This window comes from Desulfolutivibrio sulfodismutans DSM 3696 (genome assembly GCF_013376455.1).
Taxonomy (GTDB): Bacteria; Desulfobacterota; Desulfovibrionia; order Desulfovibrionales; family Desulfovibrionaceae; genus Desulfolutivibrio; species Desulfolutivibrio sulfodismutans.
In genome coordinates, this window is sequence record NZ_CP045504.1 from 3,498,284 (window position 1) to 3,511,487 (window position 13,204).

The 13,204-nt window shown below is 61.4% G+C and carries 14 protein-coding genes; 4 read left to right on the forward strand and 10 right to left on the reverse strand.

Translation table 11 applies throughout. From position 1 onward, the window contains the following. The 4 genes from GD606_RS16015 to GD606_RS16030 all read left to right on the forward strand — a co-directional run bounded on the left by GD606_RS16015 (position 1) and on the right by GD606_RS16030 (position 3,650). Complete coding sequence (locus GD606_RS16015) at positions 1-987, forward strand: ATP-binding cassette domain-containing protein (protein ID WP_163302873.1); 987 nt, start codon at positions 1-3, stop codon at positions 985-987. After that, on the forward strand, positions 980-1,573 hold the full coding sequence (locus GD606_RS16020) for an ABC transporter ATP-binding protein (protein ID WP_163302872.1): 594 nt from the start codon (positions 980-982) through the stop codon (positions 1,571-1,573). Before GD606_RS16015 ends, GD606_RS16020 begins: the two co-directional genes overlap by 8 nt. A 178-nt stretch (positions 1,574-1,751) precedes the next feature. Further along, positions 1,752-2,408 carry a phosphate signaling complex protein PhoU gene (phoU, locus tag GD606_RS16025; RefSeq protein WP_163302871.1) on the forward strand — a complete coding sequence of 219 codons (657 nt, stop codon included), beginning with the start codon at positions 1,752-1,754 and terminating at the stop codon, positions 2,406-2,408. A gap of 558 nt (positions 2,409-2,966) precedes the next feature. Continuing rightward, positions 2,967-3,650, forward strand: coding sequence for a hypothetical protein (locus tag GD606_RS16030; RefSeq protein ID WP_163302870.1), 684 nt, complete (start codon positions 2,967-2,969; stop codon positions 3,648-3,650). A gap of 272 nt (positions 3,651-3,922) precedes the next feature. Here GD606_RS16030 and GD606_RS20625 read toward each other — a convergent pair whose 3' ends face one another. The 10 genes from GD606_RS20625 to GD606_RS16080 all read right to left on the reverse strand — a co-directional run bounded on the left by GD606_RS20625 (position 3,923) and on the right by GD606_RS16080 (position 13,033). Further along, positions 3,923-4,069, reverse strand: coding sequence for a helix-turn-helix domain-containing protein (locus tag GD606_RS20625; protein ID WP_246298844.1), 147 nt, complete (start codon positions 4,067-4,069; stop codon positions 3,923-3,925). A gap of 301 nt (positions 4,070-4,370) precedes the next feature. Beyond that, a complete protein-coding gene (locus tag GD606_RS16040) occupies positions 4,371-5,450 on the reverse strand; it encodes a carboxypeptidase regulatory-like domain-containing protein (RefSeq protein ID WP_163302869.1) in 1,080 nt (359 codons plus the stop codon). A 225-nt stretch (positions 5,451-5,675) separates the two neighbouring features. Next, positions 5,676-6,443, reverse strand: a complete 768-nt coding sequence (gene trpA / locus GD606_RS16045) for a tryptophan synthase subunit alpha (protein WP_163302868.1) — start codon at positions 6,441-6,443, stop codon at positions 5,676-5,678. Beyond that, the gene (trpB, locus tag GD606_RS16050) at positions 6,440-7,621 is read right to left on the reverse strand and encodes a tryptophan synthase subunit beta (protein WP_163302867.1); all 1,182 of its coding nucleotides are present in this window, start codon (positions 7,619-7,621) and stop codon (positions 6,440-6,442) included. The genes trpA and trpB overlap by 4 nt, the downstream gene beginning before the upstream one ends. A 132-nt stretch (positions 7,622-7,753) precedes the next feature. Then, complete coding sequence (locus tag GD606_RS16055) at positions 7,754-8,410, reverse strand: phosphoribosylanthranilate isomerase (RefSeq protein WP_163303950.1); 657 nt, start codon at positions 8,408-8,410, stop codon at positions 7,754-7,756. Continuing rightward, entirely contained in the window at positions 8,407-9,210 is an 804-nt protein-coding gene (locus GD606_RS16060) for an indole-3-glycerol phosphate synthase TrpC (RefSeq protein WP_163303951.1), read from the reverse strand. Before GD606_RS16060 ends, GD606_RS16055 begins: the two co-directional genes overlap by 4 nt. Beyond that, on the reverse strand, positions 9,203-10,207 hold the full coding sequence (trpD, locus tag GD606_RS16065; protein ID WP_163303952.1) for an anthranilate phosphoribosyltransferase: 1,005 nt from the start codon (positions 10,205-10,207) through the stop codon (positions 9,203-9,205). The genes GD606_RS16060 and trpD overlap by 8 nt, the downstream gene beginning before the upstream one ends. 24 nt (positions 10,208-10,231) lie before the next feature. Next, a complete protein-coding gene (locus GD606_RS16070) occupies positions 10,232-10,822 on the reverse strand; it encodes an anthranilate synthase component II (RefSeq protein WP_163303953.1) in 591 nt (196 codons plus the stop codon). After that, positions 10,806-12,230, reverse strand: a complete 1,425-nt coding sequence (locus tag GD606_RS16075; protein WP_163303954.1) for an anthranilate synthase component I family protein — start codon at positions 12,228-12,230, stop codon at positions 10,806-10,808. The genes GD606_RS16070 and GD606_RS16075 overlap by 17 nt, the downstream gene beginning before the upstream one ends. After that, positions 12,227-13,033, reverse strand: coding sequence for a prephenate dehydrogenase/arogenate dehydrogenase family protein (locus GD606_RS16080; protein ID WP_163303955.1), 807 nt, complete (start codon positions 13,031-13,033; stop codon positions 12,227-12,229). Before GD606_RS16080 ends, GD606_RS16075 begins: the two co-directional genes overlap by 4 nt. Positions 13,034-13,204 lie beyond the last annotated feature (171 nt).

Below are 13,204 nucleotides of genomic sequence, written 5' to 3' on the forward strand. Positions count from 1 at the left end.
ATGCTGACGGTCACGGATCTGTCCATCCGATTTGAACGCTACGGCCGGGGCTTGGCCCGCACGGCGATTGTGCCCGTGCATCATCTGGACCTGGATGTCGGGCCCGGGGAGATCGTGGCCGTGATCGGGGCCAGCGGATCGGGGAAAAGCCTTCTGGCCCACGCGGTGCTGGGCATTTTGCCGGACAATTGCCGGGTGGACGGGGAGATCCGGTTCAAGGGCGAACCCCTGACCCCGGCCCGGCAAAAGGCCCTGCGCGGCCGGGAGATGGTGCTTGTGCCCCAGTCCGTGGGGTTTCTCAATCCGCTCAAAAACGTGGGCGCCCAGGTGCGCCGGGCGGCCATCCTCGGCGGCGCGGCCGGGAGCGCCGCGCCCCGCGTCACGGACGCGGCCTTTTCCCGGTACGGGCTGGCTCCGCCCGTGCAGGCCCTTTTTCCCTTCCAGGTCTCGGGGGGCATGGCCCGGCGGGTGCTGACGGCCACGGCCACCGTGGGCCGGGCCGACCTGATCGTGGCCGACGAGCCCACCACCGGCCTGGACAGGGAGGCATCCGAACAGTCCATGGCCTTTTTGCGGCAGTTGGCCGATGAGGGCCGCTCGGTCATGGTCATCTCCCACGACCTTTCGGCGGTACTGCCTGTGGCCGACCGGGTGGCCGTGTTTTTGTCCGGAACCACGGTGGAGGGTGCGCCAGCCGGGAGTTTCAACGGCCACCCCGAGGCCCTGCGCCATCCCTACAGCCGCGACATGTGGCGGGCGCTCCCTGATCATGAGTTTGACCCCGGTCCCGACCGCGCGGCCGGGCCTGCCGGATCGCCCGGGGCGGCCGGTTCGGGCGGTTCGGGCGGAGCGGCCAACGCGGACGACGGCCAGGCGGACGGCTGCCCGTATGCGAGGCGGTGCGCCCGGGCCGATGCGGCCTGCGTCGGCATGTTCCCGCCCAAGCGCCATTTCGGCCGCGATTTCGTGAGGTGCCGCCATGCTTGAGGCCCGGGGCGTGGGGCATCGCCATGGCCGGAATGGTCCGTGGGTGGTGCGCGAAATGGATCTGACCGTGGCCCCGGGCGAGGCCGTGGGGCTTTTCGGGCCAAGCGGCGCGGGCAAGACCACCCTGGGCAACATCCTGGGCGGATATCTGGAGCCCGAGGCCGGTGAGGTTCTCGTGGACGGCGCGCCGCTTCCCCGGCGGGGATATTCCCCGGTGCAGTGCATCCACCAGCATCCGGAACTGGCCGTCAATCCCCGCTGGCGGCTTTCCCGCACCCTGCGCGAGGCCTGGTCGCCGCCCGAGGCCCTGCTGGGCGCCCTGGGCATCGCGCCCGGATGGCTTGGCCGCTATCCCCATGAATTGAGCGGCGGCGAACTGCAACGCATCGTGGTGGCCCGGGCGCTGGGGCCCAAGACCCGCTATCTGGTGGCCGACGAGATGACGGTCATGCTCGACGCCCTGACCCAGGCCCGCCTCTGGCGCACGGTCATGGACCATTGCCGGGAACGCGGCGTGGGCATGCTGGTCATCAGCCACGACGCGGCGCTTCTGTCCCGGGTGTGTTCCCGGACCATCTCCCTGTGATCCCGGCGACGGGAATTTTGGCGTCGTTCGTCACGGCCGGTCGGCAAGTTCATCAAATCGTCACGCGCGGCGGGTAGCGTCGTTCCATCACAATGGTGGCCTGCATGCCTTTGGCAGGGGCCGCGTGGAGCGCCCGGTCGAGGCGGACGCAGAAACCGGGGCGCGGGAGACAAAGCGCGTGGATACCTCTTTTCAGCATGATCTGGAAAAGCTCAAGGTCGATGTCCTGACCATCTTTCATCACGCCCGGGAGGCCGTGCATCAATCCCGGAAGGCGCTTTTGGACCGCGACGAGGTCGTGGCCCAGGAGATCATTGACGGCGACGAGGATATTGACGCCCTGGAATGCGCCATCGACGCCGAGATTTTGCGGCTTCTGGCGCTGAACCAGCCCGTGGCCAAGGATCTGCGGTTCATCGTGGGCTGCATGCGCATGGTGGTGGGCATCGAGCGCATCGGCGACGAGGCGGCGGGCATCGCGGCCCGGGCCCTGGGCGTCCTGGACCGGCAGCCCCTGCCGCGCAGCATGCTGGTGGAGGAGCTTTTCGGGTTCGCCCGGGAGTCCATGCGCAAGGCAGCCAAGGCCTTTGCCGACCTGGACGCGGACCTGGCCCGGGAATTGTGCGTGGACAGCGAGGATGCGCTGGAGCTGAACATCAAGATTTTCAAGGAAATGAACGAATATATGATCGCCGAATCGCGCACGGTGGAACGGGCGGTGCAGATGTGCTTTGTGGCCCATGCCTTAAAAAGGGTGTGCGACCAGTGCTCGAACATCGCCGAGAGCGTCATCTTCATCAAGGAAGGGGCCTGCAACCGGCACCGCTGCGACTGACGCCTGTTTTATTTTTTCGATCAAACGGAAAGCGCCCCGGCTGGTGAACGGCCGGGGCGCTTTTCGATTATCAGTTGTCTATTTTTTTCTTGAAAAAATGTTGGTATTAGGTTATAATTTTATATTGTAGTTGCTGTAAAAAATCAAAATGCCACGCAATATCAACGTGGCCTCTATTCTGTTTATAGCGACGCGCTTTTGCTTGAGGAACGGGTGACTCAATCAGTTTTGACACGTCTGTCAGTCTGTTGATGTATAGTTTAAATGGTATAAATTTTATATTTATTTGCATTGTCACGCATGGTGTATGCTTAGTGGGATTGTGGATGATGGTCATGGTATTAAATATAATGGGAATGAGTAGAAAGTGTATGAAGTTTTCATGTTTTAGAGCAGAATCCTTTATTTTCCATGCGTTGTGTCCGCATGATGTTGTAAACTGAAGTAGTATTTATGCTATAAGGATATTTTCTAATTTCAAGTTTGTTTACGGTGCGTCTACGTTGTTTCTTTGGAGAATGTATGTGGGGTTGTAAGAATGAAAAAAAGGAAACAAAAATGAATAAAATTTTAAATCTATCTGTGGTAATGATCTGCGCTTTGGTTTGTTGTCTGCTGTTTGTTGCTCAAAGTAGTGTCTCTTTTGCGCAAGATGGTTTTTATGTTATAGCTACCTCGTCGTTTAGGTATAGAGGGAATTTTCAAAATAATGTCGCTTATAATGTTGGCGATATTGTTTTTCAAAATTCCTCAAGTTGGGTTTGTCTAAAATATAACAATACAAACCATGATCCATCTGACTCGCCGAATTATTGGGGAGAGTTGCTACGAGCTTTTAAGCATAAAGGCAATTTTGCAAGAAATACGCAATATAATGCCGGAGATATTGTTTTTGAAAATGGGGCAAGCTGGATGTGCATAAAAGAAAATAATACAAATCATGATCCACATGACTCACCAAGCTATTGGGGAAAACTCGCAATAAACGGTAAGGATGGTGCGCAAGGACCAGCGGGGCCTGCTGGACCAGCAGTTCATACAAGTGCTGTATGCGCCAGTGCAGGACAAAAAATTAATGGAACTTGCTCTTGTGCCGGAACGCTGGTGTCGAAGGTTACGGCACCGCCACATTCTTCTTGTAAAGTAACGTCAGATACAGGTTCTTGCACTGCGTCAGGATCAACCTATGAAGGATCGTATGATTATGGCACTTTCGGCGAATGCTGTGTCTGCGCTCCGTAGCACGTGCAGTATCAGCCACATAGTAGGGCGTCCCGACCAACCCCGGCCGGGACGCCCTGTTTCATGCATGCTTTGCCGCGAGGCAGGATCAGGCCCAACGGGCCATAAACGACGCCGAATCGCCCCCGGCGCGGATATGGTTGATCAGCGCGCGGCAGGTTCTGGGTTCCGCCTGTGTCTTGCCCCTGAAGAACCCGCGGGTGCTTGTCAGAAAAAAACACGTCGCCCAATGTGGTGTCAGCGAAATCCGCCGCGCGGGTTTCCCGGACAGGTCACGTAAGGAGCAGTTCGGCGTCGACGCGCAAGGCCTCGGCCATCCGCTTCAGCACATCCGTCGACATGGAGCGTTTGCCCTTTTCGATCTGGGAGATGTGCGAATTGGTCACGCCGCAGGCATCCGCAACCTGTTGCAGGGTCATGCCCCGATGCCGCCGCAGCACCCGGACAGGATGCTCCCCGGCCAGCAACCGGTCGGCGACATCCGCCGGGAAGGTCTCCTCCTCGCCGGAGACGAGCCTGCGGTGAAACTCCGCGATGGTCGCGGCGTCGTGCGCATCCTTGAGTAAGGTCAGGTCATGGCCTGCTATTCGTCGTCGCCATCGGTGACGCAGCCGGGCAGGACCGGGAAGGTGACGGTGAAATCGCCACTGCCACCGGGGATGGCAGAGTCAGGTGAATACTAGCATTGTACATATCGTAGTCCAAATCATCCCTGTGTACTTATTCAATTGTGACTACTTGCATAATTGCAGCGTCTCCGTATGTTGTTACTGGAGTTAAGTCAATTCCAAAACAAGATTTATAGTAGTTGGCTGCGTTTGTAAATGTTTGTGCCTGGTTGTTTGTTATACTAAAAGATTTTGTTACGGAATAATATTTTTCATTAAGTGAATATGGTATAATTATTTTATAATTTCCAGGTGTCCAAAATATTTCACGCCATAATATTAAGGCAAGAAAATCTACTAGTTCCTTAGAAACAATATCGGAGCTTGTTTGGTTTTGGTTCGAAATATGGCGTAAACAGCTTATTCGTGCATCAATCAACTCTTTGCTTGGAGATATCTGTGCATCAAAACGCAACCCGAGGTTAACTTCCTCGTTAGGATTTAGATCAAGGGTTGTTATGGGGGTGTCGAATTTTCGATATGGAGTATCAATAAATGACGCTGACGGAGCAAGGCCATGTTGTTTTTCTTCCTTACTAATGGTTATTCCGTATATTTGAATTCTTTGTTTTGTGCTATATGAATTGGCAAGCTTGAATTTGATGCCTATGCCAAATAAATTAACAACATTGTATATTGAAATATCGCTCATGATTGTTACTATTTTTGAGTGATCTATTTCTTGAGCTTTGAGTTCTGTTGTTTCTCTGGATTCAATGTTAATACGTTTATTTATTGTATCATAGCCTGCTTTTGAAAATATTGCTGGAACATTGTCTTCTCCGTGCTTTGGTATGATTGCGATAACATAAATTCCATGCTCGTTGGTTTCGGTATTTGTAATTCCAGGAATCGATACTGTGACATTCGGTAATGGGTTAGAATTTGTATCGTATACTGTGCCGCGAATGATTTTTTCTGTTGATATAGACTGTAGGTATACATATGAGCCTATTGAGGCCAAGCAAAGTACAATTGTGGCGGTGGTCATTAGTGGCAAAATCTTTTTTGCGAGTAAGGGATTATTTTTTTTGAAAGCTGCTCCAGCTATATAGTAAAAGCATACGAAAACAAGCGCAGCATATGATAATAGATTGGTAATTTTGGGCACAACACTGTGTAGTTCTGGCATATGCATCTCCCAGATATTTAGCTGTATACAAAATATAATATATTCAATATCATGCCTTCATTCAATCGTTCTCGCAACAAGAATTTAAATAAGCGATTGAAAAGGTTTCTTGGGGTTAATGTGGTTTTTCAGATGAAATGTCGGAATAGCGTATACTTAAAAGGGCGTCCCGACCAACCCCGGCCGGGACGCCCTTTTTCATGCGCGATGTATCGCAAAGCAGGATCAGGCCCAACGGGCCATGAACGACGCCGAATCGCCCCCGGCGCGGATATGGTCAATGAGCGCGCTGCCGAACACCGCCGCGTCGATCAAGTCCCCGAACTGGGCCAGTTGCTGCGGGGTCTTGATGCCGAACCCCAGGGCCACGGGCAGATCGAACACCTTTTTCACGTCGGCCAGGCGCGCTTTGATCTTCTCGGGCAGGCTCTCGCGCACCCCCGTGGTCCCCAGCACCGACACGAAATAGACGAACCCCCGGGCGGTCTTGGCATAGGCCTTCATGCGCTCCACGGGCGTATTGAGCCCCACCAGGCAGATCACATCCACGCCATGCGCCAAAAGCGCCTCGCGCATGGGGCCGGATTCCTCCAGCGGCAGGTCGGGCACGATGCAGCCCGACACCCCGGCGTCGCTCATGTCCTCGCCGAGTTTGTCCAGGCCGTACTGCAAAAACGGGTTGTAATAGCCCATGAGCACCAGCGCCGCCCGATACTGACCCTTGCGCTTGGCCAACTCCCACAAAATCCAGGACAGGCAGGTGCCGTTTAAGAGGCAGTCCAGCGAGGCCTGCTCCACGGTTGGGCCGTCGGCCACGGGATCGGAAAACGGCACCCCGATCTCGATGATGTCCGCGCCTGCCGCGTCAAGCATGTCCAGCTCTGTGAAAAACCGCTCCTTGTCCGGAAATCCGCCGGGCAGAAACGGGATGAGCGCCTTTTTGCCTCGGGCTGTCGCCTCCCGGATGCGCTGCGTCAGAATCGACTGGCTCACAACGTCCCCCCTTTCTCCAGATATTCCTCGATGATCCCCAGATCCTTGTCGCCCCGGCCGGACAGGCACACGGCCACATGGCAGCCCGGCGGCAGTTCGTGGGCGTGCTCCAGCACCCAGGCCACGGCGTGGCAGCTTTCCAGGGCCGGGATGATGCCTTCCTCGCGGCACAGGGCCGAGAAGGCCCGCAGCGCGCCGGTGTCGTTGACGGTGTCGTAGCGGGCGCGCCCGGTCTTTTGCAGGTGGGCGTGCTCCGGGCCGACGCCGGGATAGTCCAGGCCCGGGGCGATGGAGTGCGAGGGCATGATCTGGCCGTCCTCGGTCTGAAGCAGCATGCTCACGGCCCCATGCAAAACGCCGGGGCGTCCCAGGGACAGGGGCGCGGAATGGTAGCAGCCCGGCTGGCCGGTCCCGGCGGCCTCGACCCCGATGAGCGTGACCTCGCGGTGCGGCACGAACTCGTGGAACATGCCGATGGCGTTGGAGCCGCCGCCCACGCAGGCCACCACGTAGTCCGGCAGCTTCCCGATCTTTTCCTGGAACTGGGCCTTGGCCTCGCGGCTGATGATGGACTGGAACAGGCGCACCAGGGTGGGGAAGGGGTGCGGCCCGGCGGCCGTGCCGAAGCAGTAGTGGGTGGTCTCCTGGTCGGCGATCCAGACCCGCAGCGCGGCGTTGATGGCGTCCTTCAGGGTCTTGGTGCCGGACTGCACGGGCACCACCTGCGCGCCCAGGAGGTGCATGCGGCGCACGTTGTGGGACTGGCGGCGCACGTCTTCGGCCCCCATGTAGACCGTGCAGCGAAGGCCCAGCATGGCCGCCGCCGTGGCCGTGGCCACGCCGTGCTGGCCCGCGCCCGTCTCGGCCAGGAGCACCGATTTGCCCATGTATTTGGTCAGAAGGCCCTGGCCCATGGTGTTGTTGATCTTGTGCGCGCCGGTGTGGTTCAAATCCTCTCGTTTCAGCCACAGATTCACGCCCAGCCGCTTCGACAGGTTCGGGCACAGATACAGGGGCGAGGGCCGCCCCACGTAGTCGGCCAGAAGGGCGGCCAACTCGGCCTGGAAGGCCTTGGTGGGGATGATCTTCTCCATGGCCTCTTCGATTTCCATAAGCGGCGGCATGAGCAGCTCGGGAACGAACTGTCCTCCGAACTCTCCGAAATAACTTTTCTTCATATTCTCTCATCACCTTTCTTCAGTGTGCTTTGCAATCCCAGACCCCGCCAAAAGTTTTGGAAGGGGGGTCCAGGGGGGAAACTTTTTTCAAAAAGTTTCCCCCCTGGCCGCCGGAGGCTCCCCCCCTTCCCCTCACTCATTTTTTTGGCCGCCTTGCGGCCATCGTCCGGCCAGGATGGCCCCGGCCTGGGCGACGGCGGCGTGGTCCTTGACGCCGGGGGATGTTTCCAGTCCCGAATTGAGGTCCAGGCCCGTGGGCGCGGCCGTATCCAGGGCGGCCTCCATGTTGTGCAGCCCGAGCCCCCCGGCCAGCAGCCAGGGTTGCGGCGGCTCAAGGCCCGCCACCAGGGAGAAATCCATGGACCGGCCGTGGCCGCCGCCGGAGGTTCCGGCGTCGAGCAGGAAAAAGGCGCAGGACTCGGCGAAGCGGTCCATGGCCTTTTGGATGGCCTCTTTGGAGCCGAGCTTTTCCGGCCACAGGGCCTTGATCACCCGCTCGGGGCCGACGGCGCGGCAGAAGGCCTCGCTCTGGCGGCCGTGGAGCTGGGCCAGATCGAGTTCGGCGGCCTCCATGATGCGCACAACCTCGGCGATGTCCTGCTCCACGAAGACGCCCACCCGGTAGGCGTCGCCGCGCGGCAGGCCGAGGGCCTGTTCGGGGGTGATGCGGCGCGGGCTTTTGGCCGCGAAGATGAATCCGGTCATGGCCGCGCCTGCGGCCAGGCAGGCGGTGACGTCGTCGGGCCGGGTCAGCCCGCAGACTTTGAAAAAGGGCGTCTGGGAGATCATGCGCCCTCCTTGCGGGCTTTGGCTTGGACCAGTCCGGCCAGGGTTCGGCCGGGGTCGGTCCCGGCCATGATGGAGGTGCCGACCAGCACGGCGTCGAAGCCGAGCTGCGCCATGCGGGCGGCCTGGTCGGGACGCGAGATGCCGCTGGCGGAAATCCAGATGCGGCCCGGGCGCTTGCGCGCCGACAGGCGTTCGGACACGGCCAGATCCACGGTGAGCGTGTCCAGGTCGCGGTTGTTGACCTGGATGATGTGCGCGCCATGCACCTCGGCCCGGTCCAGGTCTTTTTCGTCGAAGACCTCTACCACGGCCTCAAGGCCCATGTCGTAGGTCACCCGCAGCATGTCCGCCAGGGCCGTGTCGTCGAGCATGCGCACGATGAGCAGCAGGGCCGCAGCCGGATGGGCGGCGGTCTGGGCCACCTGGAGGGGGTGGACGAGGAAGTCCTTGCGCAGAAGCGGCATGCCGGGTGCGGCCTGGGCCGCCTCGTCCAGGTAGTCGAGGCTGCCTTTGAAATAGGCCTCCTCGGTCAAAACAGAGATGCAGGCCGCGCCGTTGTCCGCGTAGATGCGGGCCACGTCGGCCGGGGACAGCCCCAGGTTGATGTCGCCCTTGGAGGGCGAGGCCCGCTTGTATTCGGCGATGACGGCGGCGCGCTCGCCCGGTACGGCCCGGTCCAGGATGGCCCCGGAAAAAGACGGCCGGGGGCCGGGCAGCGGCGGCGGCAGGCCGCCGGACTCGGCCAGGGCCATGAGTTTCTCGATCTCGGGCCGTTTGGCGGCGCGAAACTTCTCAAGCATGGGTTTCTCCGAAGGCCTTGGCGGCCAGGCCAGCGGCCACGGCCTCCCGGGCCTTGTCCATGGCGGCGGCCAGGGGCAGGTCTTCGAGCAGATGCAGGGCCGCGCCGAGGTTCAAGGCCAGCATGTCCAGCATGGCCTGGGGCCCCACGCCGGCCAAAAGACCGCGCAGGGTATCCACGGCCTCGTCGCGGCCGGAGACCACCACGTCGCCGGGCTTGTGCGCCGGGAAGCCGAAATCGGCCGGGTCGATGCGGTCGCGCTTGAGCCAGCCGTCGCGCACGTAGCAGACGTCGGCCGGGCCGAACGGGGTCAGCTCGTCGAAGCCGCCCGCGCCGTGCACCACCACGCCGCGCCGAAGGCCCGTGAGCGCCAGCACCTCGGCCATGAGCGGCACGTGGCGCGCGGTGGGCACGCCAAGGATCTGGTGCGTGGGCCGGGCGGGGTTGAGCAGGGGCCCCATGAGGTTGAACAGGGTGCGCGCGCCCAGCTCCTTGCGGATGGGGCCGATGCGCTTGAACGCCGGGTGGTAGCTGGGGGCGAAGAGGAAGACGAAGTTGGTGGCGTCGAGCGAGGCCTTGACGGCATCGGGTTCGACCACCAGGTCGAAACCCAGGGCCTCCACGGCGTCGGCCGAACCGCAGGCGCTGGAGACGGCCCGGTTGCCGTGCTTGACCACCTTGTGTCCCATGGCCGCAAGGTACAGGGCCACGGCGGTGGAGCAGTTAAACGAGCAGGTGTTGTCGCCGCCCGTGCCGCAGGTGTCGATGCGGTCGCCCGTCAGGCCGGGAACGAGCCGGGCCTCTTCCAGGGCGGCCTTGACCCCGGCCGCGATCTCCACGGCGGATTCGCCCTTGGTCTTGAGCCCCATGAGGAACGCGCCCACGCAGGAGTTGGGCATCTCGCCGCTGTACATGGAGCGGAAGGCGGTCATGGCCAGATCCTCGGGGAGGTTTTTGCCCACGGCCAGAAGTTCCAGCGCTTCAACGAACTTGTCCATCGCGTGTCTCCTTTTTCGTGGCCGTTAACGGCCCGCTCCCTGGGGGAGGATGTTCTCCGGAAAATTGGCCAGAAGCTTCATGCCGTCCGGGGTGAAGACCGATTCGGGATGAAACTGCACCCCCACCCAGGGCCGCCCCCGCCAGGAAAGCCCCATGACCTCGTTTTCCTCGGTCCAGGCCGTGATCTCCAGCCTGTCCGCGGCTCGGGCGGCCTTGACCAGAAGCGAATGGTAGCGGCAGCACTCAAAGGGGTTGGGCAGCCCGGTGAAAAGCCCGGTCTCGCGGTGGCTGACCATGGACGTCTTGCCGTGCATGATCCTGTCCGCCACGACCACCGGCGCGCCAGCGAAATGCCCCAGGATCTGGTGCCCCAGGCAGATGCCCAGGACCGGGACTTCCTTGGGGAGCCTTTCTAAAAACTTCAGGCACAGCCCGGCGTTTTCCGGGGTGCTGGGCCCCGGCGAGATGCACACCATGTCGAGCGTGCCGGACGACGCCAGTTCCAGGATGGACGGGTCGTCGTTTTTTTTGACCTCGGGGTCTTTGCCGAGCATCTGGAAGGCCTGCACCACGTTGAAGGTGAAGGAGTCGAAGTTATCAATAAGTAAAAACATCGCCGCCCTCCTTGGATGCCAGGACTTCAGCCAGCACCCGGGCCTTGTTTTGACATTCCGTCCATTCCCTGGCCGGGTCCGAATCGTAGACGATGCCCGCGCCCGCCTGCCACGACAGCATGCCGTCGCGAATCCACAGGCTGCGGATGGTGATGCCGGTGTCCAGGTCCACCCGGCCCGGGTCCAGGCCGATCCAGCCGATGGACCCGGCATAGGGCCCGCGCGGGGTCTTTTCCAACTCGGCGATGATCTGCATGGCCCGCACTTTGGGCGCGCCGGACAGGGTTCCGGCCGGGAAGGTGGAGGCCAGGACGTCCAGGGCGTCCAGGCCGTCTTTGAGCTTCGCGGTCACGTAGGACACGATGTGCATGACGTGGGAAAACTTTTCCACCTCCATGAACTTCTCCACCTTGACCGTGCCCGGGGCGGCGATGCGGCCCAGGTCGTTTCTCCCCAGATCCACCAGCATGACGTGCTCGGCCCGCTCCTTGGGGTCGGCCAGAAGCTCGGCGGCCAGCGCCGCATCCTGGGCCGGAGTGGCCCCGCGCGGCCGGGTTCCGGCGATGGGGCAGGTGGTCAGGGCCCCGTCCTGGCAGCGCACCAAAAGCTCCGGCGAGGAACCGAGCAGGGTCAGCCGGGGCAGGCGCATGAAAAACATGTAGGGGGAGGGGTTCACCTGCCGCAAGCGGCGGTAGACCACGAAGGGGTTGCCGGAAAAGGGCGCGGAAAAGCGCGTGGACAGCACTACCTGGATGCACTCCCCGGCCCGGATCATGTCCTTGGCCGTGGATACGGCCGCCATGTAGCCCTCCTGGCCCGGAGAGGCGGTCACCGCGCCGAGCACCGGCCGCTCCATGGCGTGGTAGATGTTCGAATGGTCGATATCCAGCCTGGACCGGCCGCTCTCGTCCAGGGTCAGGTACGAGCAGCAGTGCTTGAGATGGTCGAAGACCACCACCTTGCCCGGCAGGACCAGACACGCCTCGGCCTTCTCCGGCGGCAGGTCCGGGGCCAGCTTGGGTTCGAAGATCCCGGCCGCGCCGTAGCCGAAATAGCCGCACAGGGCGCGGGAAATGGGCGGCAGGTCGGCGAATTCCTGCGGCGGCAGGATCGTCAGGCGCTGGGTCAGCTCCCGCAGGCCGTCCACGAACGGCGCGCCGGACAGCTCCTCCAGTTCGGCCAGACGCTTGTCCTTGGCATGCACCCGGAGCCGTCCGTCCCGGATATCCACCCGCAGCCGGAAATCCCAGGCGATGACGCTGAAGCGCCCCAGGCGGCCGTCCACCTCGGCGCTCTCCAGCAGAATGCCCGGTTTTTCGCCCACCAATCCCAAAAACAGGCTGATGGGGGTCTGTACGTCGGCCGGGAGCCTTTGCCCCCGCTGCGTCAACGTGATTGCGTTTGTCATGATGCGTCCTTTGCGGAGGGTTCCCGGCTCCACCAGGCTGCGGCGCGCGTGGCCAGCAGATCCACGTCGCCCCCGGCGGCCACGTTGAGGAAGTTGCGATAGGTGCGCACGGCCTCCTGGCTGTGCGGGTTGGCCTCAAACAGCACCCCGAAGAGCCCGGCGTCCTCCAGGATGAGCTTTTTCGCGGCGGCCAGTCGCCTCGTGAACGACGGAGTGATGAATTTCTCGATGTCCCCGGCGTTTTGCTGGGCGGCCAGATAGGCCACCGTGGTCACGAAATTGAGTCCCTGCACGAAGGCCATGGCCCGGTCGTGCTCGTGCGGGTCGGTGCGAAACGCGACGAATCCCAACGTTTCCATGAACCTCTCGACGGCCTGCGCAGCCGCCTCGTCACGGCCCGGGCAGCCGGGCATCACGGCCACCCGCAAGGCCTCGGCCGTCCCATCCGCCCCGGTCTTCTCCCCGGTCGCGGGATTGGGGCCGAAAAGGGGATGCGTGCCCACCACCGGACCCTGATACGCCGACAGCATGTCCTGCACCGGCAAGACCTTCACCGAACCCACGTCGGCCAATATCGCCCCAGGTTTCATGGCCGGGACCACGCACCTCGCCACGTCGCCCGTGACCGTCACCGGCACGGACAAAAGCACCATGTCCGCGCCGTCCACGGCCGCCGCCACTTTCTCCGGCGTCAGCGGTCGGTCCAGCTCGCGGACGTCCAGGCCCGCCTCGCGGCACCGATTCACGAAAAGCCGCCCCATGCCGCCCCGCGCGCCCACGATGGCGATCGAAGAGATGGTCATAAGGAGAGCCTCCGGCGGCCAGGGGGAAAAATTTTTGTAAAAATTTTTCCCCCTGGACCCCCTTTCAAAAACTTTTGGCGCGGGCGCGGCGTTGCGGCGGCCTGCGGCCGACGCAACGCCGCGCCCGAGTGAGCGATTGCCCGATTCTGGGCCGTGTCCCCCGTCGGGGGG

Coding starts and splice junctions, on each gene's coding strand:
- GD606_RS20625 (WP_246298844.1), bottom strand. CDS start 4,069: ATGACCCTGCAACAGGTTGCGGATGCCTGCGGCGTGACCAATTCGCAC.
- GD606_RS16040 (WP_163302869.1), bottom strand. CDS start 5,450: ATGCCAGAACTACACAGTGTTGTGCCCAAAATTACCAATCTATTATCA.
- GD606_RS16020 (WP_163302872.1), top strand. CDS start 980: ATGCTTGAGGCCCGGGGCGTGGGGCATCGCCATGGCCGGAATGGTCCG.
- GD606_RS16060 (WP_163303951.1), bottom strand. CDS start 9,210: ATGCTTGAGAAGTTTCGCGCCGCCAAACGGCCCGAGATCGAGAAACTC.
- GD606_RS16075 (WP_163303954.1), bottom strand. CDS start 12,230: ATGACAAACGCAATCACGTTGACGCAGCGGGGGCAAAGGCTCCCGGCC.
- GD606_RS16080 (WP_163303955.1), bottom strand. CDS start 13,033: ATGACCATCTCTTCGATCGCCATCGTGGGCGCGCGGGGCGGCATGGGG.
- GD606_RS16055 (WP_163303950.1), bottom strand. CDS start 8,410: ATGATCTCCCAGACGCCCTTTTTCAAAGTCTGCGGGCTGACCCGGCCC.
- GD606_RS16030 (WP_163302870.1), top strand. CDS start 2,967: ATGAATAAAATTTTAAATCTATCTGTGGTAATGATCTGCGCTTTGGTT.
- trpD (WP_163303952.1), bottom strand. CDS start 10,207: ATGGACAAGTTCGTTGAAGCGCTGGAACTTCTGGCCGTGGGCAAAAAC.
- GD606_RS16015 (WP_163302873.1), top strand. CDS start 1: ATGCTGACGGTCACGGATCTGTCCATCCGATTTGAACGCTACGGCCGG.
- GD606_RS16070 (WP_163303953.1), bottom strand. CDS start 10,822: ATGTTTTTACTTATTGATAACTTCGACTCCTTCACCTTCAACGTGGTG.
- trpB (WP_163302867.1), bottom strand. CDS start 7,621: ATGAAGAAAAGTTATTTCGGAGAGTTCGGAGGACAGTTCGTTCCCGAG.